Annotated in this window: 19 protein-coding genes; 10 read left to right on the top strand and 9 right to left on the bottom strand. The window is 71.8% G+C overall.

Features of this window, described 5'->3' with window-relative positions; translation table 11 throughout:
• Positions 1-149 precede the first annotated feature (149 nt).
• The gene (locus ACGFYV_RS23300) at positions 150-1,271 is read right to left on the bottom strand and encodes an ATP-grasp domain-containing protein (RefSeq protein ID WP_393880355.1); all 1,122 of its coding nucleotides are present in this window, start codon (positions 1,269-1,271) and stop codon (positions 150-152) included.
• Between the two features lie 394 nt (positions 1,272-1,665).
• Between ACGFYV_RS23300 and ACGFYV_RS23305 the strand changes: the two genes are divergently transcribed.
• Together ACGFYV_RS23305 and ACGFYV_RS23310 are read left to right on the top strand one after the other, a co-directional pair.
• Entirely contained in the window at positions 1,666-2,571 is a 906-nt protein-coding gene (locus tag ACGFYV_RS23305) for a metallophosphoesterase family protein (RefSeq protein WP_393880356.1), read from the top strand.
• Positions 2,519-3,199 (top strand): 4'-phosphopantetheinyl transferase, encoded by a 681-nt coding sequence (locus ACGFYV_RS23310; protein ID WP_393880357.1) that lies wholly within the window; start codon positions 2,519-2,521, stop codon positions 3,197-3,199. Before ACGFYV_RS23305 ends, ACGFYV_RS23310 begins: the two co-directional genes overlap by 53 nt.
• A 98-nt stretch (positions 3,200-3,297) precedes the next feature.
• On the opposite strand, the gene ACGFYV_RS23315 is transcribed toward ACGFYV_RS23310, so the two are convergent.
• On the bottom strand, positions 3,298-3,525 hold the full coding sequence (locus ACGFYV_RS23315) for a hypothetical protein (protein ID WP_393880358.1): 228 nt from the start codon (positions 3,523-3,525) through the stop codon (positions 3,298-3,300).
• Between the two features lie 269 nt (positions 3,526-3,794).
• Complete coding sequence (locus tag ACGFYV_RS23320) at positions 3,795-4,451, bottom strand: helix-turn-helix domain-containing protein (RefSeq protein ID WP_393880359.1); 657 nt, start codon at positions 4,449-4,451, stop codon at positions 3,795-3,797.
• 254 nt (positions 4,452-4,705) lie between these two features.
• Between ACGFYV_RS23320 and ACGFYV_RS23325 the strand changes: the two genes are divergently transcribed.
• The 3 genes from ACGFYV_RS23325 (at position 4,706) to ACGFYV_RS23335 (ending at position 8,905) form a co-directional block, all read left to right on the top strand.
• A complete protein-coding gene (locus ACGFYV_RS23325) occupies positions 4,706-5,380 on the top strand; it encodes a hypothetical protein (RefSeq protein WP_393880360.1) in 675 nt (224 codons plus the stop codon).
• A gap of 158 nt (positions 5,381-5,538) precedes the next feature.
• A complete protein-coding gene (locus ACGFYV_RS23330; RefSeq protein WP_393880361.1) occupies positions 5,539-6,537 on the top strand; it encodes a LacI family DNA-binding transcriptional regulator in 999 nt (332 codons plus the stop codon).
• Between the two features lie 223 nt (positions 6,538-6,760).
• A complete protein-coding gene (locus ACGFYV_RS23335; protein ID WP_393880362.1) occupies positions 6,761-8,905 on the top strand; it encodes a discoidin domain-containing protein in 2,145 nt (714 codons plus the stop codon).
• 155 nt (positions 8,906-9,060) lie between these two features.
• On the opposite strand, the gene ACGFYV_RS23340 is transcribed toward ACGFYV_RS23335, so the two are convergent.
• Genes ACGFYV_RS23340 through ACGFYV_RS23350 form a run of 3 tightly spaced genes read right to left on the bottom strand, consistent with a single transcriptional unit; the run spans position 9,061 to position 12,562 of the window.
• The gene (locus ACGFYV_RS23340; RefSeq protein ID WP_393880363.1) at positions 9,061-9,975 is read right to left on the bottom strand and encodes a polysaccharide deacetylase; all 915 of its coding nucleotides are present in this window, start codon (positions 9,973-9,975) and stop codon (positions 9,061-9,063) included.
• Positions 9,972-11,189 (bottom strand): GAF domain-containing protein, encoded by a 1,218-nt coding sequence (locus ACGFYV_RS23345; RefSeq protein WP_393880364.1) that lies wholly within the window; start codon positions 11,187-11,189, stop codon positions 9,972-9,974. Before ACGFYV_RS23345 ends, ACGFYV_RS23340 begins: the two co-directional genes overlap by 4 nt.
• A 38-nt stretch (positions 11,190-11,227) precedes the next feature.
• Positions 11,228-12,562, bottom strand: coding sequence for an MFS transporter (locus ACGFYV_RS23350; RefSeq protein ID WP_393880365.1), 1,335 nt, complete (start codon positions 12,560-12,562; stop codon positions 11,228-11,230).
• Between the two features lie 147 nt (positions 12,563-12,709).
• Between ACGFYV_RS23350 and ACGFYV_RS23355 the strand changes: the two genes are divergently transcribed.
• The 3 genes from ACGFYV_RS23355 to ACGFYV_RS23365 all read left to right on the top strand — a co-directional run bounded on the left by ACGFYV_RS23355 (position 12,710) and on the right by ACGFYV_RS23365 (position 16,613).
• Positions 12,710-13,492: a GntR family transcriptional regulator gene (locus tag ACGFYV_RS23355; protein ID WP_393880366.1), complete on the top strand. Its 783-nt coding sequence runs from the start codon at positions 12,710-12,712 to the stop codon at positions 13,490-13,492.
• Between the two features lie 154 nt (positions 13,493-13,646).
• Positions 13,647-15,695, top strand: coding sequence for a phosphocholine-specific phospholipase C (locus ACGFYV_RS23360; protein ID WP_393880367.1), 2,049 nt, complete (start codon positions 13,647-13,649; stop codon positions 15,693-15,695).
• Positions 15,696-15,761: 66 nt separating this feature from the next.
• Positions 15,762-16,613 carry a phospholipid scramblase-related protein gene (locus tag ACGFYV_RS23365; RefSeq protein WP_393880368.1) on the top strand — a complete coding sequence of 284 codons (852 nt, stop codon included), beginning with the start codon at positions 15,762-15,764 and terminating at the stop codon, positions 16,611-16,613.
• A gap of 123 nt (positions 16,614-16,736) precedes the next feature.
• Here the strand turns inward: ACGFYV_RS23365 and ACGFYV_RS23370 are convergent, their stop codons facing one another.
• Together ACGFYV_RS23370 and ACGFYV_RS23375 are read right to left on the bottom strand one after the other, a co-directional pair.
• A complete protein-coding gene (locus tag ACGFYV_RS23370) occupies positions 16,737-17,702 on the bottom strand; it encodes a hypothetical protein (RefSeq protein WP_393880369.1) in 966 nt (321 codons plus the stop codon).
• Positions 17,699-18,499, bottom strand: coding sequence for a phosphatase PAP2 family protein (locus ACGFYV_RS23375; RefSeq protein WP_393880370.1), 801 nt, complete (start codon positions 18,497-18,499; stop codon positions 17,699-17,701). The genes ACGFYV_RS23370 and ACGFYV_RS23375 overlap by 4 nt, the downstream gene beginning before the upstream one ends.
• Before the next feature lie 221 nt (positions 18,500-18,720).
• On the opposite strand from ACGFYV_RS23375, the gene ACGFYV_RS23380 reads away from it, so the two are divergent.
• On the top strand, positions 18,721-19,365 hold the full coding sequence (locus ACGFYV_RS23380) for a TetR/AcrR family transcriptional regulator (RefSeq protein ID WP_393880371.1): 645 nt from the start codon (positions 18,721-18,723) through the stop codon (positions 19,363-19,365).
• A gap of 173 nt (positions 19,366-19,538) precedes the next feature.
• Here the strand turns inward: ACGFYV_RS23380 and ACGFYV_RS23385 are convergent, their stop codons facing one another.
• The gene (locus ACGFYV_RS23385; RefSeq protein WP_393880372.1) at positions 19,539-20,633 is read right to left on the bottom strand and encodes a DUF2510 domain-containing protein; all 1,095 of its coding nucleotides are present in this window, start codon (positions 20,631-20,633) and stop codon (positions 19,539-19,541) included.
• Positions 20,634-21,059: 426 nt separating this feature from the next.
• On the opposite strand from ACGFYV_RS23385, the gene ACGFYV_RS23390 reads away from it, so the two are divergent.
• Positions 21,060-23,744, top strand: a complete 2,685-nt coding sequence (locus ACGFYV_RS23390) for an ATP-binding protein (RefSeq protein ID WP_393880373.1) — start codon at positions 21,060-21,062, stop codon at positions 23,742-23,744.
• Positions 23,745-23,808: the final 64 nt, after the last annotated feature.

The following is a 23,808-nucleotide window of genomic DNA, read 5'->3' on the forward strand; positions in this document are numbered from 1 at the left end:
GTATGGACCAATCAAGCTGTCAAGGAGATGAGCCGAACTGGTCCGTACCGGGGAGGTGGGGCGCCGCGAGAGGGGCGCCGGGCTGTGGGGGACACGGCTCCACCGCGTGGGCGCGGGCGGCCGATGGCGACCCGCACGCGGCGTGCCGACTAGAGGGGCAGGACCTCGGCCGCCGAAGCGGGTTGCACAGGAGCCGGCGGCGCCGGCACCACCACCTGTGCCTCCTGGACGCGTTGCTGCGGCAGGGACGCCATGAGCAGGGGACGCGGCCCCGACACCACCGTGTAGTCCTGCCCCAGGAACGGCGGCTCGACCATCCCAGGGTCCTCGCCCAGCGCCAGCCGCACCGCGGCCCACGGCGCGTTCACCCCACACAGTGACAGCTGGTGCAGGCCGCCGGCGGGCCTCGTGTTGACGTCGAGCAGCACGGGACGGTCACCGAGCATCCGGAACTGGATGTTGGACAGGTGGTGCAGCCCGAACCCCTCCGCGATCAGCCGGGCCGGCTCCAGCCACTGCTCGTGCAGGGTGAAGCCGCGCCGCCGGCCGTTCTTGGTGCGGCCCACCGCCATCCGGATCAGGTTGTCCTCACCGGTCAGGCAGTCCACCGACACCTCCGGCTGCTCCAGCCTCGGCATCACCAGCCAGTCCACCGGCTCCTCCGCCCGCCGCAGCGCCTCGACGACCAGGTCCAGCTGGACGTGCGGGCCGGGGAAGCCGTTCAGGTGCATGAGCGAGAAGGGGGCGCGGGTGATCACCCGGAAGCCCACCCCGCCCGCGCCGACGGCCGGCTTGAAGCAGGCCCGGTGCCCCTCCGCCTCCAACTCCTCGACGGCCGCGACGAGTTCCTCCGCCGTACGCACCCGGAACCACGGCGGTACCGGGACGCCCACCGAGCTGACCGCCTCGTACGCGGTCGCCTTGTCCTCGAAGACGGCCATCGCCTGCGGCGTCGGCGCCAGCAGCGCCGTACCCACCGCCTCGAAGTCGGCGCGGTGCGCCACGATCGCCGCCTGGTGCAGCCGGGGCACGAAGACATCGATGCCACGGCGCTGGCACTGGTCGAGCGCGTACTCGACGTAGGCGGCCGGGGACAGGCCCTCCGGCTCCAGGTCGGCGGTGTCGGCGGCGGCCAGCACCGGGGAGTCGGGGTCACCGTGGGTGGCGTGGATCTCGACCGCGCGGTCGCTGGGATTTCTCCGCAGCTGATCCATGAAGAACACGTTCTCCGCGTACGTGCGGTTGAGCCAGACGCGTACGCGAGAGATCATGCAGGCCGCCTTTCACGGTTTTCGGGCAGGACGGCAGGACTCAGCGGCCCGTGCCCGGGCAAGAGGGAGGAAGGGACACCGAACCGCCCTGGGGAAAAGGGAGTTGGGCGGTGGTGTTGGGGCGATCATACGGCTTTCAAAGGCGTGCTCGTGCAACGCCGGTGTTACGGAATTCTTCGCCCCCTGGACAGCCACTCTCCAGCCCTTCTCCGGCCACTGTCCGACCCTTCTCCGGCCACTGTCCGGCCCTTCACCGGCCCCCGTCCGGCCCTTCGCCGCCCGGCGCCCGCGCCTTCACCCGCTACCGTCCGGCCGTTCCACGGTCCGTGCTCCCCTTGCCCCGTGCGGCGACATGTGCTGTCGTGGAGCGACGCGACGCTGGGAAGGAGACGGGGTGGAGCCGACGGCCGGGTCCGGACAGCTGCTGGCCATCAGCGACCTGCACATCACGTACCCCGAGAACCGCGCCCTCGTCGAGGGCATGCGCCCGACCGGCGACGACGACTGGCTGATCGTGGCCGGGGACATCGCCGAGACGGTCGACGACATCCGCTGGACCCTCGCCACCCTCGCGGACCGCTTCCACACCGTCCTGTGGGCACCCGGCAACCACGACCTGTGGACCCACCCGCGCGACCCCGTCACCCTGCGCGGCGTCGCTCGCTACGAGCATCTCGTCGCCCTGTGCCGCGAACTCGGCGTGCTCACCCCCGAGGACCCCTACCCCGTGTGGCGCGGCCCCGGCGGACCGGTCGTCGTCGCACCCCTGTTCCTGCTGTACGACTACTCCTTCCTGCCGGCCGGCTCCGCCACCAAGGAGGAGGGCCTGGCATACGCGTACAGCACCGGCATCGTCTGCAGCGACGAGTACCTGCTGCACCCCGACCCCTACCCGACCCGCGAGGACTGGTGCCGCGCCCGCGTCGCCGAGACCGAGCGCAGGCTCGCCGAACTGCCCGAGGACCTGCCGACCGTGCTCGCGGGCCACTACCCGCTGGACCGGCACCCGATGGACGTGCTGTGGCACCCGGAGTTCGCCATGTGGTGCGGCACCGAGCTCACCGCCGACTGGCACCGCCGGTTCCGCGTCACCACCAACGTCTACGGCCATCTGCACATCCCGCGGACCACCTGGCTGGACGGCGTCCGCTTCGAAGAGGTCTCCGTGGGGTACCCACGCGAGTGGCAGAAACGCCCGGACAGCCCCGGACGACTGCGCCGCATACTGCCGATGGAGGTCGGACCCGGTGATCGAGGAACTGCTCCCGGAGTCGGTCGTGGCCGTGGAGGCGTTCGGTGACCCGGGGGCGGAGACCGGCTCGCTGTACCCGGAGGAACAGCCGCTCGTGGCACGCGCGGTGGCCAAGCGGCGCCTGGAGTTCACGGCCGTCCGCGTCTGTGCCCGCAGTGCCATGGAGAAGCTCGGAGTGCCCCCGCAGCCCGTCCTGACCGGCGAGCGCGGCGCCCCGCGCTGGCCGCAGGGGCTGGTCGGCAGCATGACCCACTGCGACGGCTACCGCGCCGCCGCCCTGGCGCGCACCGCCGACCTCGCCTCCCTCGGGATCGACGGCGAGGAGCACGCGGAACTGCCGGACGGTGTCTTCCCCGCCATCTCACTGCCCCCGGAGCGGGACCGGCACCGCACGCTGGGCGCCGAGCGTCCCGCCGTCCACTGGGACCGGCTGCTGTTCAGCGCGAAGGAGTCCGTGTACAAGGCGTGGTTCCCGCTCACGCGCGCCTGGCTCGACTTCTCCGAGGCCGACATCGACCTCGTCCCCGCTCCCGGCGACGGCACCCGCGGCCGTTTCCACGCCCGGCTCCTCGTCCCCGGACCGGTGGTGGGCGGCACCCGCCTGAGCGGCTTCGAGGGCCGCTGGCTGATCCAGGACGGCCTGGTCCTGACCGCGGTGAGCGTCCCTCACCCCTGAGCACCGTCCACGCGAAGCCCTCCGCAGACCCTCCGCAGGCCCCCGCAGTCCGCCCCGCGCGACAACTCCGTCCCGCGCGACAACCGGGCGCGCCGGCCTCACTCCCGCGGGCACCACTCGCGCACCAGCCGGAAGAACTCCTCCTCGTTTCCCGCGAGTCCGGCACGCGTCAGCGCCCCGTCCGCCTCGGCCAGCACGGCGGGCGGCAGGACGACGGGCCCGGGGCTGCCGGGCGGTGCGTCGAAGGCGGCGCGCACGGTGTGCAGCAGGCGCAGATAGGCCTGGACGGCGGTGCGTTCACGGTCCGTCAGTACGGCGGTGTGCATCGGTCGGCTCTCCCCGGTTCGGCGTCACGGATCACGCGCCCTGCGGCGCCGTGCGCCGCGTCGTACGGCGCACGTGTCCAGCTTGCCGTCCGCCGCTGACAACGCCCTTGTGGCCGCCTGCGGGTCGTCGCCCGACCGGGGGTCCGTGCGCGCGGGTTCGCCCGCTCGGCGCAGGCGGACCGTCGCCCGCGGGGGCGTGCGGACCGTCGCCCGCGGGGGCGTGCGGACCGTCGCCCGCGGGGGCGTGCGGCATCTGCGGCGCAACCGGCTCAGGACTCGGGGCGCTTGACGCTCTCCAGCAGCATGTCGAGCCACTCCGCGACCTTGTCCCGGTGCTGGTCGGTGGGGAGTTGAGCCGCGCGCCAGGCGATTCCGCGCACGCCGTGGTCCTGCAGCAGCCGCTCCAGCGGATCCTCGGCGGCGGCCTCCGCCGCCCGCTCCCGGTCGGCGAGCTTGTGCAGCAACTCCTGCTCGGTGCGCTGCAACGCTCCCGCCAGCGCCTCCGGATCCTCCGCCGTCAGGAAGCCCGCGTGCACGCGGAAGAACCGCTGCAGCGCGTCGCAGTGCTCCATGGTGGGCCGCCGGTCGCCGTTGATGAGGGCGCCGGCCTGCTGCCGTGACATGCCCGCGCCGTCGGCGATCTCCTGCTGGGTGTACTTCCGGCCACCCGGCTTCAGCCGGGTGCGGCGCAGCAGGTCGAGGCGCTGCAGGAAACGGGCCTGCACGTCCCGCCCGCCCGCGGGCCGGCCGCCGAGCAGGGCCCCCACCACCGGTTCGGGGACACCGCAGGCGACCGAGAGCCGCCCGACGTCGATGACCTCGGCGTGCGGCACGCCGAGCCGGTCGGCGAGCGCGGTGACGCGGGCGACGACGGCCGGCAGCTGAGCGGTCGCCGCGGCGCCCGGATCCTCGAAGCCATCCGTCACCGACAGAACTCCTACGTCTCTCGTGCGTTTCAGATGTGTCCGTGTTTCTGAGTTTGTGAGTTCCGATGTGTGCTCACCGTGAACTTCCCGGAGAGTAGCCCGTGCCTCGAACTCACATCCAGGTCCCGCCACAACTGTGGCGAATTTCAGCCGTCAACCGGCATGAAATGCCACGATAGTTGACACGGCTCTCCGGGGGCCGCAGGATCGCAGAGCCGCGTCAAGGCCGCAGAGGCAAAAGGGGTGACCGCCCGATGCACCATCAGGCAGGAGGGCAGCGATCGGCACCGCGGCCCGTCCCCGAGAGCTGTGACGTCCGGGCGTACCTCCAGGACTACGCCGTGCTCGTCGAGGCCGTCCCCTTCCCGTCGCTCGTCGTGGACCACCGCTGGGACGTGGTCATGGCCAACAGCGCGTTCGAGACACTCTTCCGCGGCGTCCGCCCCCATGCCACGGCCATGCCCGGGGAGAACTTCCTCCGGTTCGTCCTGTTCCACCCGGACGCCGGCGAGATCCTCGGAGAGCACGAGGCGGCCTGGTGCCTGCCGATGCTCGCCCAGTTCAAGACCGCCGTGGACCACCACGGCCACGACCACGAACTCCAGGCCATCCGGCGGGACATCGCCCACGACCCGATCATGGACGCCGCCTACCGGCAGGGCCTCGCGCACTGGATCAGCGCCGTCGGTGAGTCGGGGACCCGGCTCGACGGCGCCGTACGCCTCCTGCTCCACCCGGATCCGCGCCGCGGTTCCTCCGAGTGCCGCATCGTCGACGAGACACCACCGGCCCTGCGCGACCTCGGCCACCGGCGCCTGACGATGATCCTGCGCGAGCCCGCCCGCCGCCCCGGCGCGACGGTACGCAGGCCGCGCAGACCGCGCGGTGAGGCCGCGCATCTGACGGTCGTCCCGGCCGCCCGGAACTGACCCGGCCCCGTCGGCGTTCAGGTCGCCGACGGCGCCGGGCCGGAAACTCCTCCCCGGCTCCCCGGCTCCCCGGCACTCCGCCGCCCGTTCTCCGCCTTGCGCTCCGCATTCCGCCACTTGCGCAAGCTATGCGCGTCACTTGCGATATTCTTGCGTTCATGGCGCGACGACTTGCGGAAGTGGCGAAGAAGGTCGGGGTCAGCGAGGCCACGGTCAGCCGGGTGCTCAACGGCAGGCCCGGGGTCTCCGAAGCCACCCGGCAGGCGGTCCTCTCGGCCCTCGACGTCCTCGGCTACGAGCGGCCCACCCAGCTGCGCGGCGAGCGCGCCCGGCTCGTCGGCCTGGTCCTGCCCGAGCTGCAGAACCCCATCTTCCCCGCGTTCGCCGAGGTCATCGGCGGTGCGCTCGCCCAGCTCGGACTGACCCCGGTGCTGTGCACGCAGACCAAGGGCGGTGTCTCCGAGGCCGACTACGTCGAACTGCTCCTCCAGCAGCAGGTCTCCGGTGTCGTCTTCGCCGGCGGCCTGTACGCCCAGGCGGACGCGCCGCACGACCACTACCGGCTGCTCGCCGACCGCAACATCCCGGTCGTCCTGGTCAACGCGGCCATCGAACACCTCGGCTTCCCGGCCGTGTCCTGCGACGACACCGTGGCCGTCGAACAGGCCTGGCGGCATCTGGCCTCCCTCGGCCACGAGCGGATCGGCATGGTCCTCGGTCCCGGCGACCACGTGCCCTCCGCCCGCAAACTCGCCGCCGCGCGCGCGATCGCCGGTGATCTGCCGGACGAGTTCGTCGGGCGTGCCATGTTCTCCATCGAGGGCGGCCACGCGGCGGCCGCCCGGCTGATCGACCGCGGCGTGACCGGCATCATCTGCGCCAGCGACCCCCTCGCCCTCGGCGCCGTCCGTGCCGCCCGCCGCAAGGGGCTCGACGTCCCCGGCCAGATCTCCGTCGTCGGCTACGACGACTCGGCCTTCATGAACTGCACCGAGCCCCCGCTCACCACCGTCCGCCAGCCGATCGAGGCCATGGGCCGCGCGGCCGTGGAACTGCTGAACGCACAGGTCGGGGGTACCGCCGTCCCCGGGGATGAACTGCTGTTCGAGCCGGAACTGGTGGTCCGCGGCTCCACCGGGCAGGCCCCGCGGGACTGAGGCCAGATCCAGCCCGAGCTGTCGAATAATTTCAGACTCCGCACGACATATTGTGGTCGACTGTCCCCGGTGCTTGAGTGTGCGGCACCCCTCACTCCTGTCATGACACCGCGGCCCGGCCCCACGCCTGAGCCGCACGCACCGCGGCATCACCCTGCTATCCCGCACCCCCACACGAAGGGATCAGCACATGCACCGCAGCATGGCCGTACATGTCAGGCGCATGCCAGCCATCGGGGCGGTCGTCGCCCTCGCCGCCGGCATGCTCGTCACCGTGGCCCCCGCAGCCCACGCGGCCGCCGGCGCCTCCCTCCCCTTCACCTCCGTCGAAGCGGAGTCGGCGAGCACCACCGGCACGAAGATCGGCCCCGATTACACGCAGGGCACCCTCGCCTCGGAGGCCTCCGGACGCCAGGCCGTACAGCTCACCTCCGGGCAACGGGTCGAGTTCACCGTGCCGCGCGCGTCCAACGCCGTGAACGTCGCCTACAGCGTCCCGGACGGACAGTCCGGCACCCTGAACGTGTACGTCAACGGCACCAGGATCGCGAGGACGCTCCCGGTGACCTCGAAGTACTCCTACATCGACACGGGCTGGATCCCCGGCGCCCGCACGCACCACTTCTTCGACAACGCCCGCCTCCTGCTCGGACAGGACGTCCAGCCCGGCGACAAGGTCGCCTTCGAGTCGGCCGGCCCCCAGGTCACCGTGGACGTCGCCGACTTCGAGCAGGTCGCGGGGGCCGCCTCCCAGCCCGCCGGTTCGGTGTCCGTCGTCTCCAGGGGCGCCGACCCCAGCGGCAACGGCGACTCCACGCAGGCCTTCCGCGACGCCATCGCCTCCGCCCAGGGCGGCGTGGTCTGGATCCCGCCCGGCGACTACCGGATCACCTCGTCGCTCAGCGGTGTGCAGAACGTGACCCTGCAGGGCGCGGGCAGCTGGTACTCGGTCGTGCACACCTCCCGGTTCATCGACCAGACCGGTTCCTCCGGCGGCGTCCACATCAAGGACTTCGCCGTCGTCGGCGAGGTCACCGAGCGCGTCGACTCCAGTCCCGACAACTTCGTCAACGGCTCCCTCGGCCCGAACTCGTCCGTCTCCGGCATGTGGATCCAGCACCTGAAGGTCGGGCTGTGGCTGACGGGCAACAACGACAACCTCGTCGTGGAGAACAACGGCATCCTCGACACCACCGCCGACGGCCTCAACCTCAACGGCACCGCACGGGGCGTCCGCGTCAGCAACAACTTCCTGCGCAACCAGGGCGACGACGCGCTCGCCATGTGGTCGCTGTACTCCCCGGACACGAACTCCAGCTTCGAGAACAACACCATCTCGCAGCCCAACCTCGCCAACGGCATCGGCATCTACGGCGGCACGGACCTCACGGTGCGGGGCAACCTGATCTCCGACACCAACTCCCTCGGCAGCGGCATCGCGATCTCCAACCAGAAGTTCATGGACCCGTTCAGCCCGCTCGCCGGCACCATCACGGTCGACGGCAACACGCTCGTGCGCACCGGCGCGATGAACCCCAACTGGAACCATCCGATGGGCGCCCTGCGCGTCGACTCCTACGACAGCGCCATCAACGCGACCGTGAACATCACCAACACGACGATCACCGACAGCCCCTACAGCGCCTTCGAGTTCGTCTCCGGCGGCGGCCAGGGGTACCCGGTCAGGAACGTCAACGTGACGGGCGCGACCGTGCGCAACACCGGGACGGTGGTGGTCCAGGCCGAGGCACAGGGCGCCGCCGCCTTCCGCGACGTCACCGCCACCCAGACCGGCGCCGCCGGTATCTACAACTGCCCCTACCCGGCGAGCTCCGGCGCCTTCACGCTCACCGACGGCGGCGGCAACTCCGGCTGGGCGAGCACCTGGTCGGACTGCTCCACCTGGCCCCAGCCGGGCCAGGGGAACACCGACCCCGACCCCGGCCGCAACCTCGCCAAGGGCCGCCCGGCCAGTGCGACCGGAAGCCAGGACGTCTACGGCCCCGGCAACGCGGTCGACGGTGACGCGGGCAGTTACTGGGAGTCCACCAACAACGCCTTCCCGCAGTCCTGGACCGTCGACCTCGGCTCGTCCTACGCGGTGCGGCGGCTGGTGCTGAAGCTGCCGCCGTCCCAGGCGTGGGGCGCCCGCACCCAGACGATCACGGTGCTCGGCAGCACCGACGGCTCGTCCTACTCGACGGTCGTCGGTTCCCAGGACTACCGCTTCGACCCGGCCTCCGGCAACACGGCCACCGTCTCCCTGCCCAGCGGCACGAACCTGCGTCAACTCCGGCTGACCGTCAGCGCCAACACGGGCTGGCCGGCCGGGCAGTTCAGTGAGGTGGAGGCGTACCAGAACCCCTGAGTCCCGCAGCCCTCAGCCCTCAGCAACCCTCAGCCCTCAACCCTCGCATCCCTGACCCTCTGACCCCCTGACCGCCGGGCGTCCCCTGACGACGCCCGGCGCCCGGGTACGGGGCCGGCCCCGTACCCGGTGGGATGCGCCGTGGCGCCGCGGCCTCAGCGCATGTCGGCCGGGCGGTCCGCCCCCGCGAACGGGAAGCGGCGCCGGAAGTCGTCGGCCGCGTCCTCCAGCGTCACGAACCGCACGCCCTCGTGCCCCGACACGTACGCGATGAAGCGCTCCAGCATCAGCAGCACCTGCGGCCGTCCGCTGACGTCCGGGTGCAGCGTCACCGGGACGACCGCGTAGTCCAACTCCCGGTACACCCAGTCGAACTGGTCCTTCCAGTCCTGTTCAAGGGCGCGCGGGCTGACGTACCCGTGGCTGTTGTGGGCGTGCTTGTTGAACATCATCGGCGGCAGGTCGTCCACGTACCAGTTGCCGCAGAACTCCACGAGGTCCACCTCATGGCCGTGCACGAGCGGCTTCATCCACTCCTTGGCGTCCTTGGAGTAGTCGATCTTCGTCCAGCTGTCGCCGACACGGGCGTAGAACGGCGTGAAGTCGCGGTAGTTCTGGCTGTGGTCGTAGGAGAAGCCGTACTTGTGCAGCAGGGCGGCGGTGTGGGGCGACATCTCCCACCACGGCGCCACGTAGCCCTTCGGCCTGCGCCCGGTGTACTCCTCGATCAGCTCCACCGACCGCGCGAGGACGTCCTCCTCCTGCTGCGGCGACATGGCGATCGGGTTCTCGTGCGAGTAGCCGTGCGCGCCGACCTCGTGGCCCGCCTCCACGACCATCCTGGTCTGCTCGGGGAACGTCTCGATGGAGTGCCCGGGGATGAACCAGCTGGTCCGGATCCCGTGCCGCTCGAACAGCTTGAGCAGCCGGGGGGTGCCCACCTCACCGGCGAAGACACCGCGCTGGATGTCGTTCGGCGAGTCCTCGCCGCCGTACGAGCCGAGCCAGCCGGCGACGGCGTCGACGTCCACGCCGAGGGCGATCTGGATGTCCTTGGTGGTGCCCGTCATGCGAGGGAAGCCTCTTTCGTGAGTGCGGCGGCGGCGCCGGCCCGGGGGGCGCGGGTGCCGTCGGTGCCGTGGGTGCCGTGGGTGTCGTAGGTGTCGAGCAGGGACTGCACCTGCTCGACGGCCGAGGCCAGCTGGTCCTGGTCGGGGGCGGTCCACTCCCGTTCGGCGAGCGAGTGGACCGAGATCCATCCGGCCATCGCGCCGTCACGGACGAGCGGCGAGAGCATCTGGGCGTTGACGCCGTACACGTCGACCAGGGCCTGCGGCGGGTGCGGGTCGTCCCGGAAGTGCGGCTGGACGAGCGGTACGCGGTGCTCCTCCAGCCACTCGACGGTGTTCAGGCGCCGCTGGTCCAGCGAGGAGTCGCGGCGGATGGAGCGGACCTCGGGGCCGACGCACTCGCCTGCCGTGAGGTCGACGTGCAGCGCGTGGGCGGGCACGTCGAGCCGGAGCGTCGTACGGTCGGCGCCGGTCGCCTCGCGCAGGGCGGTGAGGACGCGCTGGCAGCGGGCGCGCAGGCTGCCCGAGCGCAGCAGTTCACCGTGCCCGGTGACGACCGGATCGGCGCCCGCGAGGTCGAGGGCCCGCCACAGGGTCGCGCTCACACTGTCGAACACCGGGATGCCGAGGGCCTCTTCGAGCCCGGCGGCGGCAGCGGCCCCGTACACGTTGGTGCAGACGACGGCGACCGCGTGCACGTCCTCGGCGGCGGCCTCGATCTGCCGGGCGACCTCGGCCTCGGGGATGCGCGCGAAGGCCTCGTTGTCGCTGACGCCGAACGGCTCGGCGAGCGTGCAGTCAAGGCCCTCCCGTGCGTACGTGGTCACGATCCGCTCGGCCACGTCACGCGTGTACGGCACGGCGAGCCCGAGCCGGGTCACGCCGTACGCGGCGCACGCGTCGAGGATCGCGAGCGTCGACGTGGTCGCCGGGACGCCGGTCGCCTCCGTGATCGCGGCGCACAGCGCACGGTCCCGGTCGACCCCGAGCCAGGAGCCCGAGGTGCCGTTCCAGACGATGACGTCGACCTGCGCGTCGGCCAGCTGCCGGGCGGCGGTGAGCATCGGTTCGAGGTCGAACTGCGCGTCGCAGCCCTCGTCGAGGGCGATCCGGGTGACGCCGACCCGGGCGAAGTGCGCGGTGGCGACGTCCGTACCGGCCAGGAGACGGTAGGTGACCGGCTCAAGACAGGTGTTGGACGACGGGGTGAGCATGCCGATCCGGTACGGACGGGGGGATCGGGAGGGTGCGGTCATCGGACGGCCAGCCTCTTGCTGTAGTCGAGAACGAGGGAGGAGAGGGTGAACAGGACGCCCGAGCCCACGAAGAAGAGGAGCGCCCACGTGTAGGAACCGGTGCCGCCGACGATGTAGCCGACCGCGATCGGCGTGACGACGCCGGCGATGTTGCCGGACAGGTTCATCGCGCCGCCGACGACACCCGCGTTGGCGCGTCCGCCGAGGATGGACGGCAGCGACCAGAACAGGCCCGCCCAGCGCAGGAAGAACATCACGACCGAGAGCAGGACGACCGCGGTGATCGCGTCCGGTACCAGGACGACGCCGAGCAGACCGGCGATCACGGAGACACCGGCGATGCCCATCAGCGTGCGCATCACCCGGTTCGCGCCGCCGCCGGTCGCCTTCCAGCGGTCGCAGAGCCAGCCGCCGGTGAGTTCGCCGACGAAGCCGGAGCCGAAGATGACGAGGGTGGACCAGCCGATGGTCTTGATGTCGAAGCCCTTGGCCTCGGAGAGGTAGAGCGGACCCCAGGTGAGCAGTCCGTAGAAGACGCCGTTGAAGCCCATCCAGCCCAGGCACATCGCCCAGAAGGAGCGGTAGCGCAGGTACGGCCGCAGACCGGCGCGCTCGTTGGCCGGGCCCTCGGCGTCCTCCTCCTCGTGCGCCTTCTCGATGTAGGTGGCCTCGGCGTCGTTCACGCCGGGGTGCTCGCGCGGGGTGTTGCGGATGTACCAGCCGGCGAGCAGTCCGGCGGCGACCGTGAGCACACCGGTGATGAGGAAGCTGATGCGCCAGCTCCCCGTCCAGGCCAGGAGGGCGGAGATGATGATGCCGCCGAGGGCCGCGCCGAGGGGTGCGCCGCCGTCGAGCAGGACGGCACCGCGTCCGCGTTCCTTCGCGGGCAGCCAGCCCGCGTTGAGCTTGCCGCCCGCGGGCATGACCGGGGCCTCGACCGCGCCGAGCAGCAGCCGGTAGCCGAGCAGCGATCCGGCGCCGGTCGCGGCGGCGGTGAGGCCCTGCGCGACGCCCCAGCCGACACAGGCGCCGGACACCATCTTGCGGGGGCCGAACCGGTCGGCGAGCCAGCCGCTCGGGATCTGCATCAGCGCGTACGTCCAGAAGAACGCGCTGAGTACGAAGCCCGTCGTCTCCTTGGACAGATGCAGGTCCTCCGTGATGACGGGCAGGGCCACGGAGACCGAGCCGCGGTCGATGTAGTTGAGAGCGACCACACCGAGCAGCAGGACGAACATCTTCCAGCGGACGCGGGTGGGCTTGGCTCTGGTGCCCGGGGTGCCGGCGGCCCCGGCGGTTGCGGCTGTCTCTGCCGCGGACGAACTGGACATGGAATACCCTCGATTCGCTGAGCGCCACAGGGCGATCGGCAGGACACGGACGTGCGGCTTCCGCGTTTTGGTATACCGAGGATGGGAGTGAATCGGAGTGTCGTCAAGGCTTTGGTATACCGTAATCTCATCGACATGGGAGGCCGCGTGACCCGCGAAAAAGGGACGGAACGGACCGCCGCATCGAGCGGGCGCACGGTCGTACGCGTGCCGGACGCGACGCCCCCGGTCACCGGCAGAACCGGCCGGACCAGCGCGAACGGCTCGGTGGGCGACGGCTCCGCGCAGGGTGTGGGCTGGCTGCGCGACCAGGTCTGCGAGGGGCTGCGCGACCGGATCATCAGCGGCATGCTCCGCCCCGGCGACCGGCTCATCGAGCGCGACGTGGCCGAGGAGTTCGGCGTCTCCCGGGTCCCCGTGCGCGAGGCCATCCGCATCCTGCTCGGCGAAGGCTTCCTTCACGCACCCTCGCCGCGCAGGATCATCGTCAAGCAGATGACGCGGACCGACGTCGAGAACCTCTTCGACATCCGCGAGGCCCTTGAGGTCGTCGCCGTGCGCCGCGCCGCCGAGCGGGCCGACGCCGCCCAACTGTGCGCACTGGAACGGCTGCTGGAGACCGCGCGCCGCGCCACCCTGTCCGGCAGGCCCGACCGCGTCACGAAGGCGAACGTCGCCTTCCACCAGCACATCGTGGACATCGCCGGCAACGAACTGCTCACCTCCGCGCTCGGCTCGCTGGAGGGCCGGCTGCGCTGGCTGCTGCACCAGGTCGACGACGCGCGTCATCTGTGGGACGAGCACCGGGAGTTGTACGAGGCGATCGCCGCCGCCGACGCGGACGCGGCGGCCCGGTGCGCCTACGGACATGTGCGTCACTACCGCGAAGTCACCCTGGACCTCCTCTTCGGGGGTGGTGCGGAGGCGTAGGGACGCACCCGCACGCCCTCACTTGTACAGACAACTTTCATGTAAGTGCCGCCCGACCCTTCCCTGGCGTTCGGTGCCCTTGGAACACTCGCACCGCGCACACGTGCGCAGGTTCCGGACCGAGCAGTTCGTCAGGATGAGAGGGTTCTCACGCATGTCCGAAGTCAATCGGCGCAGATTCCTGCAACTGGCGGGCGCGACCACCGCGTTCACCGCGCTGTCCAGCAGCATCCAGCGCGCGGCCGCGCTCCCCGCCCACCACCGCACGGGCTCGGTCCAGGACGTCGAGCACGTCGTCGTCCTCATGCAGGAGAACCGGTCCTTCGACCACTACTTCGGCTCGCTGCGCGGCGTGCGGGGCTTCGGCGACCCGCGCCCGGTGACGCAGAACGGCCGTTCCGTCTGGAAGCAGTCCGACGGCACGAAGGACGTCCTCCCCTTCCACCCGGACGCGGACGACCTGGGCCTGGCCTTCATCCAGGACCTCCCGCACGGCTGGAACGACGGCCACACCGCCTTCAACGGCGGCAAGTACGACAAGTGGGTGCCCGCCAAGTCGTCGACGACGATGGCGTACCTGACCCGCGACGACATCCCCTTCCACTACGCGCTCGCCGACGCCTTCACCATCTGCGACGCGTACCACTGCTCCTTCATCGGCTCGACCGACCCCAACCGCTACTACATGTGGACGGGCTTCACCGGCAACGACGGCAAGGGCGGCGGCCCGGTCCTCGGCAACGACGAGAAGGGCTACTCCTGGACGACGTACCCGGAGCGCCTGGAGCAGGCCGGGGTCTCCTGGAAGATCTACCAGGACGTCGGCGACGGCCTGGACGCCGCCGGCGGCTGGGGCTGGATCAACGACGCCTACCGCGGCAACTACGGCGACAACTCCCTGCTCTACTTCAACCAGTACCGCAGCGCCAAGCCCGGCGACCCGCTGTACGACAAGGCCCGCACCGGCACCGACGCGAGCAAGGGCGAGGGCTTCTTCGACCGGCTCACGGCGGACGTCAAGGCGGGCACCCTGCCCCAGGTCTCCTGGATCGTCGCCCCCGAGGCCTTCACCGAGCACCCCAACTGGCCCGCGAACTACGGCGCCTGGTACGTCTCCCAGGTCCTGGACGCGCTCACCTCCAACCCCGACGTGTGGGGGAAGACCGCGCTGTTCATCACCTACGACGAGAACGACGGCTTCTTCGACCACGTCATCCCGCCCTACCCGCCGGCCTCCGCCGCCCAGGGCCTGTCGACCGTGGACCCCGCCCTCGACCTGTACAAGGGCGACATCAGCCACAGCGCCGGCCCCTACGGGCTCGGCCAGCGGGTGCCGATGATCGTCGTCTCCCCCTGGAGCAAGGGCGGCTACGTCTGTTCCGAGACCCTCGACCACACCTCGATCATCCGCTTCATCGAGGGCCGCTTCGGTGTTCAGGAGCCGAACATCTCCCCCTGGCGGCGGGCCGTCTGCGGCGACCTGACCTCCGCCTTCGACTTCTCCCGTAAGGACACGGCCGCCGTCGCGCTGCCCTCCACCGCCGGCTACCGGCCCCCGGACCACAACCGGCACCCCGACTACGTGCCGACCCCGCCCGCCGACCCCGCCCTGCCCAAGCAGGAGCGCGGCAGCCGCCTGACCCGCCCCCTGAAGTACGCCCCCCTGGTGGACGGTTCGGCGGACACGGCGGCCGGGAAGTTCACGCTCACCTTCGCCTCCGGCGCGCAGGCGGGCGCCGCGTTCCTGGTCACCTCGAACAACCGCACCGACGGCCCCTGGCCCTACACCACCGAGGCCGGCAAGACCCTCTCCGACACCTGGAACTCGCTCTACTCGGGCGGCTCCTACGACCTCTCCGTATACGGCCCCAACGGCTTCCTGCGCGTCTTCAAGGGCCGCAACAAGGTCGCCGGCCCCGAGGTCGTCGCCCGCCACGTCGGTGACGACATCGAACTCACCTTCACCAACGCGGGCTCCGGCACGGCGCGGCTGAAGCTCGTCAGCGGCTACGGCGGGGGCCCCGTCGCCGTGTCCGTGCGGCCCGGCGCCACCGTGAAGCGGACCGTCGCCCTCACCGCGAGCAAGCGCTGGTACGACCTCACGGTCACCTCGGACGCCGACCCGGCCTTCCTGCGCGGCTTCGCCGGCCACGTCGAGAACGGGCAGGCGGGCGTCTCCGACCCGGCGATCATCACGGGGTGAACCGGGCATGAGTCACGCCCCGTGCGGGCTGGTCAGGTACCGGACAGAAGAAGGTAGTGTGCCCCGGTGACCATGCAGACAAACACTCCCGCAGGCTGGTATCCCGACCCGCACGGGGCTCCCCAGACCCTCCGCTACTGGGACGGAACCCAGTGGACCGAGCACACGAACGCGGCGCAGCAGGCCGCTCCCCAGCAGGCCGCGCCTCAGCAGCAGGCCGCTCCCCAGCAGGCTGTTCCTCAGCAGCAGGCCGCCGACCCCAAGGTGCAGCACCAGGTGCAGCAGCAGGCCGGTGTCGCGGCCGGCGGCCCCGGCGGCGGCAGCCTGTTCACCGAGCCGGTCCTGGTGGTGAACCAGAAGGCCAAGCTGATCGAGCTGACCAACGAGTACAAGGTCATGGACCAGAGTGGCCGCGAGATCGGCTCGGTCACCGAGGTCGGACAGAGCGCGCTGAAGAAGGTCCTGCGCTTCGTCTCCAGCCTCGACCAGTTCATGACCCACCGGCTGGAGATCCGCGATGCCTACGGTCAGCCCCAGCTGGTGCTGACCCGGCCCGCGAAGTTCTTCAAGTCGCGCGTGATCGTGACCCGCCCGGACGGTTCGCCGGTCGGTGAGATCGTCCAGCAGAACATGATCGGGAAGATCAACTTCGCCATGAACGCGAACGGCCAACAGGTCGGCGCGATCAAGGCGGAGAACTGGCGGGCCTGGAACTTCGCCATCGTCGACCACGCGGACAACGAGGTCGCCCGGATCACCAAGACCTGGGAAGGCCTTGCCAAGACGCTGTTCACGACGGCGGACAACTACGTCCTGCAGATCCACTACCAGCTGCCCGAGCCGCTCCTGAGCCTCGTGGTCGCCACGGCCCTGACGGTGGACACCGCGCTCAAGCAGGACTCCAGGGGTCTCGGCTGACCGGATCCCCACGGGGGAGTACGGCAAACGGCGGCCGGTGCACGCGAACTTGCGTACACCGGCCGCCGTCGTCTTTACGCGGCCCTCTGTTTACGCGGCCCCCCCGCCTGGGGGCGTGGCCGCTCAGAGCGGGGTGAGGTGCCCCGGCTCCGCGCGCCTGCGGGCCAGCGCCGGTTCGGCGGTCGCCGTCGCCGGCTCCAGCGCGAGGACCGCCGCGACGGGGTGCTCCTCGTCGTGCTCGTGCTCGTGCTCGCGCTCGGGCTCCGGTGCCGGTGTCACCCGGGTGAGCAGGACGACACCCCAGGAGGCGAGGCCCGCTCCGGCCACCGCCAGCGCGACGCCGCCCGCACCGCCCCGCAGCCCCTCGCCGAGCAGGGTCAGGCCGATCACGGCGGCGGCCACCGGGTTGGCCAGGGTGACCACGGCCAGCGGGGCGCCGAGGCCCTCGCGGTAGGCGGTCTGGGACAGCAGCAGCCCGCCGGCGGCGAACGCGGCGACGAGGACCGCGACCACGATCACCTCCGGGCTCAGCGCCGGACCCGAACGGTCCGTCGCCGCCACGGTCACGGTCTGGGTGAGCGCGGAGGCGACACCCGAGGCGAACCCGGAGGCGGTCGCGTGCCGCAGGCCGGGCCGGGCGCCGGGCCGGGACAGCATGCCGATCAGGGCGGCGGTCGTCCCGGCGACCGCGAGCGCCTCGGTCAGGCTCAGCACCCGCTCGGGCGCCGGGCCCGAGGCACTGACCAGCAGTGCGCCGAGACCCAGCAGGGTGAGCGCCGTACCGCGCCACTCCACCGCGCTGACCCGCCGGCCCGCCGCCCGCGCCCCGAGGGGCACGGCCGCGACCAGGGTGAGCGCGCCGAGCGGCTGGACCAGGGTGAGGGGGCCGTACTTGAGGGCGACGACGTGCAGCAGCGCCGCGGCCGCGTTCAGGCCGACCGCCGACCACCAGGCGCCGGTGCCGAGCAGTCGCGGCAGGCCCGTGCCGGCGGTGCGGGAGGCGAGGCGTTCCTGGGCGACGGCGGCGGCGGCGTAGGCGACGGCGGAGATCAGGGAGAGGCCGACGGCGGCCAGGGCGGCGGCGCTCATCGGCCCGCTCCGACCAGGACGGACTCCTTGGGAGCGAGGTGCCGGGTGCCGCGTCCCGCGGTGGTCCTGGTGCGGTGCGGCGGGTGGATGAGGGCGAGGGCGACGCCCAGCATGGCCGTCGCGACGATCGCGTCGATCCAGTAGTGGTTCGCCGTGCCCACGATGACCAGCAGGGTGATCAGGGGGTGCAGGAGCCACAGCCGGCGCCAGGGCGAGCGGGTGGCCGCGATGAGACCGATGGCCACCATGAGGGCCCAGCCGAAGTGCAGCGAGGGCATCGCGGCGAACTGGTTGGAGAGGTGGTCGCTGGACGGCGGCCCGTACACGGAGGGGCCGTAGACGCGGGCGGTGTCGATGAGGCCGGTGCCGGTCAGCATCCGCGGCGGGGCCAGCGGGAAGGTGAACGGCAGCACGAGGGCCGCGCCGGTCACGGCCGCGAGCACCCGGCGGGCCCACACGTAGTGGGCGGGCCTGCGCAGGTACATCCAGACCAGGAAGGCCAGGGTGGCCGGGAAGTGGACGGTCGCGTAGTAGGTGTTCGCCAGATGGACGAGCGTGTCGCCGTGCAGCAGCACGGACTGCACGTCGCTCTCGCTGGGAAGACGCACGGCCCGTTCGAGGTTCCACACGTGGTGGCCGTTACGGAACGCCTGCGCGGTGTGGCCGTCGGCCAGTTGCCGCCCGAGCTTGTAGACGAGGAAGAGTCCCGCGACGAGCAGGAACTCCCGGAGGAGTGGAGGACGCGCTGTGGCTATCGCGTCAGGGTCCGCTTCCGCGGGCTCGGTTCGGCCATTCATCCCCGGCCCCTTCATGACAGTGCTGCGTGGAATGGTGCTGAGACCCCGCCGAGGCGCGGAACTCATCGATACGTCGCCGTACCGATACGTCAGTGTACCGATACGCTTGAGTACCGGTACACTTGCGTACCGATTGATGTGCGACACACACTGGAAGCAGGTTCGAGGCCGCCCGTCGAGTGACGCTGGGGCGGCCGTCCACAAGTGAGGAGATGCCCCGCATGACGTCGCAGGCCGAGGACGGACCGGAGACGGTCACCGCCACGCGCCGCTCCAAGATCACGCCCGAGCGTGAGAGGGAGTTCTTCGACGCCGTGCTGGAACAGATCCGCGAGTGCGGCTACGAATCCGTGACCATGGAAGGAGTCGCCGCCAGCACCCGCTGCAGCAAGTCCACGCTCTACCGGCAGTGGAAGACGAAGCCCCAGTTCGTCGCCGCCGCGCTGCGCGCCAGCGGCCGGGTGCGCTTCGAGGGGATCGACACCGGTTCCCTCGCGGAGGACCTGCGCCAGGCCGCGCGCTCCGCGGGCAACTGGTCGGGCAAGGACACCGGGCTGCTGCAGGCGCTGGGACACGCGGTCACCGGAGACCATGAACTGGCGCAGGCGCTGCGTGCGGCGCTGGTCGACCCGGAGATCAAGGCGCTCCAGGAGATGCTGGACCGGGGCGTGCGGCGGGGCGAGGTGCGGGCCGGGCATCCCGCGCTGGAGTACGTCCCGGCCATGATGTTCGGTGTGCTGCGCGTACGGCCCGTGCTGAGCGGCCAGTACGCCGACGCCGACTATCTCGTCCGGTTCGTCGAGGCGGCGGTGCTGCCCGCACTCGGACTGACCCAGGAACCAGGCCGCCGTTCACGGGATGACTGAACGGTGACCTGCTCGCGCCGCACCGTGGGGACGGGGGCGGCGCGCACCCCCCCGGCCGGGTGGGGCTCCCCTTGAGCGGAGGGGCACCCCACCCGGCCGATTCATTCGTCGGCGACCGGCGACCGGCGCCCAGGAGCGCCCGTCGCCCGGCGGGTGCTCGACGCCCGGCGTCCTCAGACGTTCTGGCCGCTGCCGCCGGACGAGGCCTTGATCCCCTTCAGGATCTCGTCGATGACGGACACGTTCTGCCCGACGTCGAGCCCGAAGCGCACGACGAGGATCTGCCGGGGGTCGTTGGGCGAGGGGAAGGCGACCGACTCGACGTAGCCGTCGGCGCCCTTGCTGGTGATCACCTTCCAGCGCACCAGATAGCCCTTCTGCCCGGCCACCGTCACCGCCTGCGAGGCCAGCGCCTCGTGCGAGGTGACACTGCCGTAGGTGGTGCCGCCGTAGGCGTGCGCGGCGTTGACCGAGACGTCCGCCTTGGCGACCGCCTCGGCCGTGGCGCCCTTCGTGCCCAGGTCGTCCGCGGACGCCGAGTAGGCGCCACCGGCCGTACAGGTCTGGGAGTTGTTGCCGGGGCACTTGTACGACTTCTGGCTGGTCACCTGCGCGCCGACGCTGATCACCTCACCGACCCAGTTCTGCGGCACGGGCAGGCTGATCCCGTTGAACGGATCCGGCACGTTCCCGCCGCCCTCGACCCTGGGCGTCCCGGACCGGTCGGGAGCCGGCGACTGGTCCTGCCCGCCGGACCCGCCCGAGCCTCCGATCCCACCGGACCCGTCCGAGCCGCCCGACCCGCCCGATCCACCGCCCGGACCGCCGTCCGAACCACCGGTCCCGTCCTGCCCCTGCTGCGAGCCGGCGCGGTCGCTGCCGCCGCCGTCGTTCTTGGTGAGGGCGTACACGCCGACCCCGATGCTCGCCAGGACCGCGGCCGCCGCCGCGACGGCTATGCCGGTACGCAGCCCGCGCCGCGACGGGGCCGGCGGCCGGCCGGGATACCCCGGATGGCCCGGGTACGCCGCGTAGTCCGGAGCGCCCGGGTAGGCGGAGCCGGCGGGATACGCCGGGGGAGCCGGCTGCCCTGGCGGGAACGGTTGTCCCGGGGGCGCCGACTGCGTCGGGGGACCCCACATGCCGGCTGTTCCGGCCGGGCGGGTCTGGTCCGTCCAGGCCGTGCCGTCCCACCAGCGCTCGGTGGGCGGACCGGCATTCGTGTGCCCGGGGTCGGGGTACCACCCGGGAGGAGTCACCTGCGTCATGCCCCCACCGTATGAGGCATCGGTGAAAGTGTGATGAGAGGATCCACCGCCAAGTGCGCGGACCGGTTCATTTCGGCTCCGTTTTCCAGGTCACGGCTCGGTCTCGGCGCGGCGGCCGTCCGCCCCGAGCCGCACCGGCGGCCGGCGCGGCAGCGCGCGGCGGTGAGCGGCGGTGCGCGGCGACGAGCGGCGCGCGGCACCGCCGTTCGCGGCGCGACCCCCGCGTTCTTCGGAAACCGGCCCCGTCCAGGCACTGCTGACGATCCGTCGACAGCGCGACCGCTGGTCGGGCGGGGTACGCGTCGTGGGTCCGCACACTGTTTCACCCGGCGGGGCAACACCTGCCACGAGCGGCCTCCACTTGTCGCACCGGACGGCTACGCTCGGGGTCTGTACGTCATTCGGGCGACCTGGGGAGGTAACGGGATGACGGAGGGAAGGCCGCCGGCGGCCGCCTCGGCTTCCCTGTGGGAGCGGGACGCGGAGATCGCCACGGTCACGGAGGCGCTCGACGGCCTGTGCGCCGACCAGTCGCCCGCGGGCAGCCTCCTCGTCTTCCGGGGCGAGGCCGGACTCGGCAAGACCGCGCTGCTCAACGAGACCCGCCGCATCGCCGAACGACGCGGCTGCGCCGTCTGGTCCGCCCGCGGCGGCGAGACCCTGAAGTCCGTCCCGTTCCACGTGGTGCGGCAACTGCTCCAGCCCGCCCTGATCTCCCTGCTGCCGGAAGAGGCCCGCGAGTACCTCGGCGACTGGTACGACATCGCCGGCCCCGCCCTCGGCATAGTGGACCCCGGCGAGGGCAGCGCCGACCCGCAGTACGTGTGCGACGGACTCGTCGCCGCCGTACGCCGGCTCGCCCGCCGGGAGTGGCCGCTGGTGCTCCTGATCGACGACGCCCACTGGGCCGACCAGGAGACCCTGCGCTGGCTGGCCGCGTTCGCCGAACGACTGGACGATCTGTCCGTACTGGTGGTGGTCGCCCGCAGGCCCGGCGAGGTGAGCGGCGAGAGTGCCGGCCACCTCGACGCGGTGGCCGCGGTCGCCCGCCCCGTCAGCAACCTCAGCGCCCTCACCCCGAGCGCCACCGCCGGGCTCACCCGCGCCACCGTCGGCCGGCACGCCGACGACCCGTTCTGCCGCGAGGTGTGGGCCGTCACCGGCGGCAACCCCTACGAGACCGTCGAACTCCTCGCCAAGGTCCAGGACAGCGAACTCCAGCCCGTCGACGCACAGGCCGGCGAGCTGCGTGCCCTGAACCGCTCCGCGCGCGGCGGCGGACTCGTCGACCGCCTCAAGGGCCTCGGCATCGAGGCGACCCGGTTCGCGTGGGCGGCCGCCATCCTCGGCACCGGCATCTCCGTCGACCTCGTCGCCCAACTCGCCTCCATGAGCCCCTACACCGCCGGGTACTGCGCCGAACTGCTCTGCAACGCCCGTATCCTCACCGAGACCGATGCCGAACCGCTGGTGCCCGGCATAGAGGACGTCGCGCTGGAGTTCGTCCACCCGCTGATCGCCTCCGCCGTCTACAACTCCATCCCGGAGGGCGTGCGCACCGCCATGCACGGCATCGCCGCGCAGATCGTCGCCGAGACCGGACGCGGCGCCGCCGAGGCCGCCCGGCACCTGCTCAAGGTCCATCCTGACGACGACGAGGAACTCGTCGAGCAGCTGCGCGAGGCCGCCCGCGAACACCTCGCCGTCGGCGCGCCCGACGCCGCCCGCCGCTGTCTGGAACGCGCCCTCGTTGAGCCGCCGCGCCCCGACGTGCACGCGCACGTGCTCTACGAGCTGGGCTGCGCCACCCTGCTCACCGCGCCCGCCGTCACCATCGAGCACCTGCAGTACGCACTCGGCATGCCCGGCCTCGACGGCGACCGGCGCGTGGACGCCGTGATCCGGCTCAGCCAGGCGCTGCTCCACAACGACCAGCTGGAAGAGGCCGTCCGCACGGTCGAGGCCGAGGCCGCCCGGCACGAGACGAGCCCCGTGCGGCTGCGGCTCCAGGCCGTGCAGTTCATGTGGGAGGGCATCCACGGCGAGACCGTCTCCCCGGCACGCTCCCGGCGCCTGGCCGAACTCGCCGCCACCTGCACCGGCCGCGACAACTCCGAGCGCGCCCTGCTGATCCTGCGCGGCTTCGACGCGATGACCCACGGCGAGAACGCCGAAGAGGTCGTCGAACTGTGCGACCGGGCCCTGGTCAACGGCCGTCTCGCCCCCGGTCTCGGCTGGACCGACGGCGAGTGGGGCATCGAGCTGCTGATGATGCTCGGCAGCGCGTACGCCTACACCGACCGGCTCGACCGCGCCGAGAGCCTCTTCGCCGAGGCACTGCGCGCCTACACCGGCGCCGGCTGGCGCGGCGGCCACCTCTCCCTGGCCAACGCCTTCCTCGGCCTCGCCTACCGCCGGCAGGGCCGGCTGCGCGACGCCGAGAAAGCCCTGCGCGAAGCGCTGACCCTCGCCGAACGCGTGGGCCGGCGCCTGCCGTTGTACTGGTCGGCGACCTGCGGACTCGTCGACACCCTGCTGGCCCGCGGCCACGTCGACGAGGCCTTCAGGCTCGCCGAGCAGTACGGCTTCGCCCCGCCCTACCCGTCCACCATCGTGCTCCCCGACATCCGCTCCGTCCGCGGGCGTCTGCTGCTCGCCGTCGGCCGCACCGAGGAAGGCATCAACGAACTCGAGGCCGCCGAGAAGACCGCGGCCTCCCGCGGCGGCCACAACCCCGTGCTCTCGCCCTGGTCCATCGACCTCGCCAAGGCCCTCGCCACCCAGGACCCCGCCCGAGCCGCACAACTCGCCGCGGACGCCCGCCGGCAGGCCGAACGCTTCGGCACGGACACCGCCATCGGCGAGGCCCTGCGCTGCGCCGCCGCCCTGGAGACCGGCCAGGCCGCCGTGCGCCTCGCCGCCCAGGCGGTCGCCTACCTGGAGGCCTCCCCCTGCCAGTACGAACACGCGGCGGCCCGCGTCGAGTACGGCATCGCGACCCGCTCGGTCGCCGAACTCAACCGGGGCCTGGCCCTCGCCGACACCTGCGGCGCGGACGGGCTGGCCGCCCGGGCCCGCGAGGCGCTGGACACGGGGCGGGGACTGCGCTGAGGGAGCCCGCTGCCACAGCAGGCCCTCTGTTTTTCGGGCTTGCCCCAGCAGGGTTCCCTTCTTC

Source organism: Streptomyces sp. NPDC048297 (assembly GCF_043201585.1).
GTDB lineage: Bacteria > Actinomycetota > Actinomycetes > Streptomycetales > Streptomycetaceae > Streptomyces.

Bases quoted from the DNA above. Each gene is read 5' to 3' on its own strand.
- ACGFYV_RS23385 (WP_393880372.1), bottom strand. From the start codon at position 20,633: ATGACGCAGGTGACTCCTCCCGGGTGGTACCCCGACCCCGGGCACACG.
- ACGFYV_RS23380 (WP_393880371.1), top strand. From the start codon at position 18,721: ATGACGTCGCAGGCCGAGGACGGACCGGAGACGGTCACCGCCACGCGC.
- ACGFYV_RS23350 (WP_393880365.1), bottom strand. From the start codon at position 12,562: ATGTCCAGTTCGTCCGCGGCAGAGACAGCCGCAACCGCCGGGGCCGCC.
- ACGFYV_RS23300 (WP_393880355.1), bottom strand. From the start codon at position 1,271: ATGATCTCTCGCGTACGCGTCTGGCTCAACCGCACGTACGCGGAGAAC.
- ACGFYV_RS23315 (WP_393880358.1), bottom strand. From the start codon at position 3,525: ATGCACACCGCCGTACTGACGGACCGTGAACGCACCGCCGTCCAGGCC.
- ACGFYV_RS23390 (WP_393880373.1), top strand. From the start codon at position 21,060: ATGACGGAGGGAAGGCCGCCGGCGGCCGCCTCGGCTTCCCTGTGGGAG.
- ACGFYV_RS23325 (WP_393880360.1), top strand. From the start codon at position 4,706: ATGCACCATCAGGCAGGAGGGCAGCGATCGGCACCGCGGCCCGTCCCC.
- ACGFYV_RS23345 (WP_393880364.1), bottom strand. From the start codon at position 11,189: ATGCTCACCCCGTCGTCCAACACCTGTCTTGAGCCGGTCACCTACCGT.
- ACGFYV_RS23360 (WP_393880367.1), top strand. From the start codon at position 13,647: ATGTCCGAAGTCAATCGGCGCAGATTCCTGCAACTGGCGGGCGCGACC.
- ACGFYV_RS23375 (WP_393880370.1), bottom strand. From the start codon at position 18,499: ATGAATGGCCGAACCGAGCCCGCGGAAGCGGACCCTGACGCGATAGCC.
- ACGFYV_RS23340 (WP_393880363.1), bottom strand. From the start codon at position 9,975: ATGACGGGCACCACCAAGGACATCCAGATCGCCCTCGGCGTGGACGTC.
- ACGFYV_RS23335 (WP_393880362.1), top strand. From the start codon at position 6,761: ATGCCAGCCATCGGGGCGGTCGTCGCCCTCGCCGCCGGCATGCTCGTC.
- ACGFYV_RS23370 (WP_393880369.1), bottom strand. From the start codon at position 17,702: ATGAGCGCCGCCGCCCTGGCCGCCGTCGGCCTCTCCCTGATCTCCGCC.
- ACGFYV_RS23330 (WP_393880361.1), top strand. From the start codon at position 5,539: ATGGCGCGACGACTTGCGGAAGTGGCGAAGAAGGTCGGGGTCAGCGAG.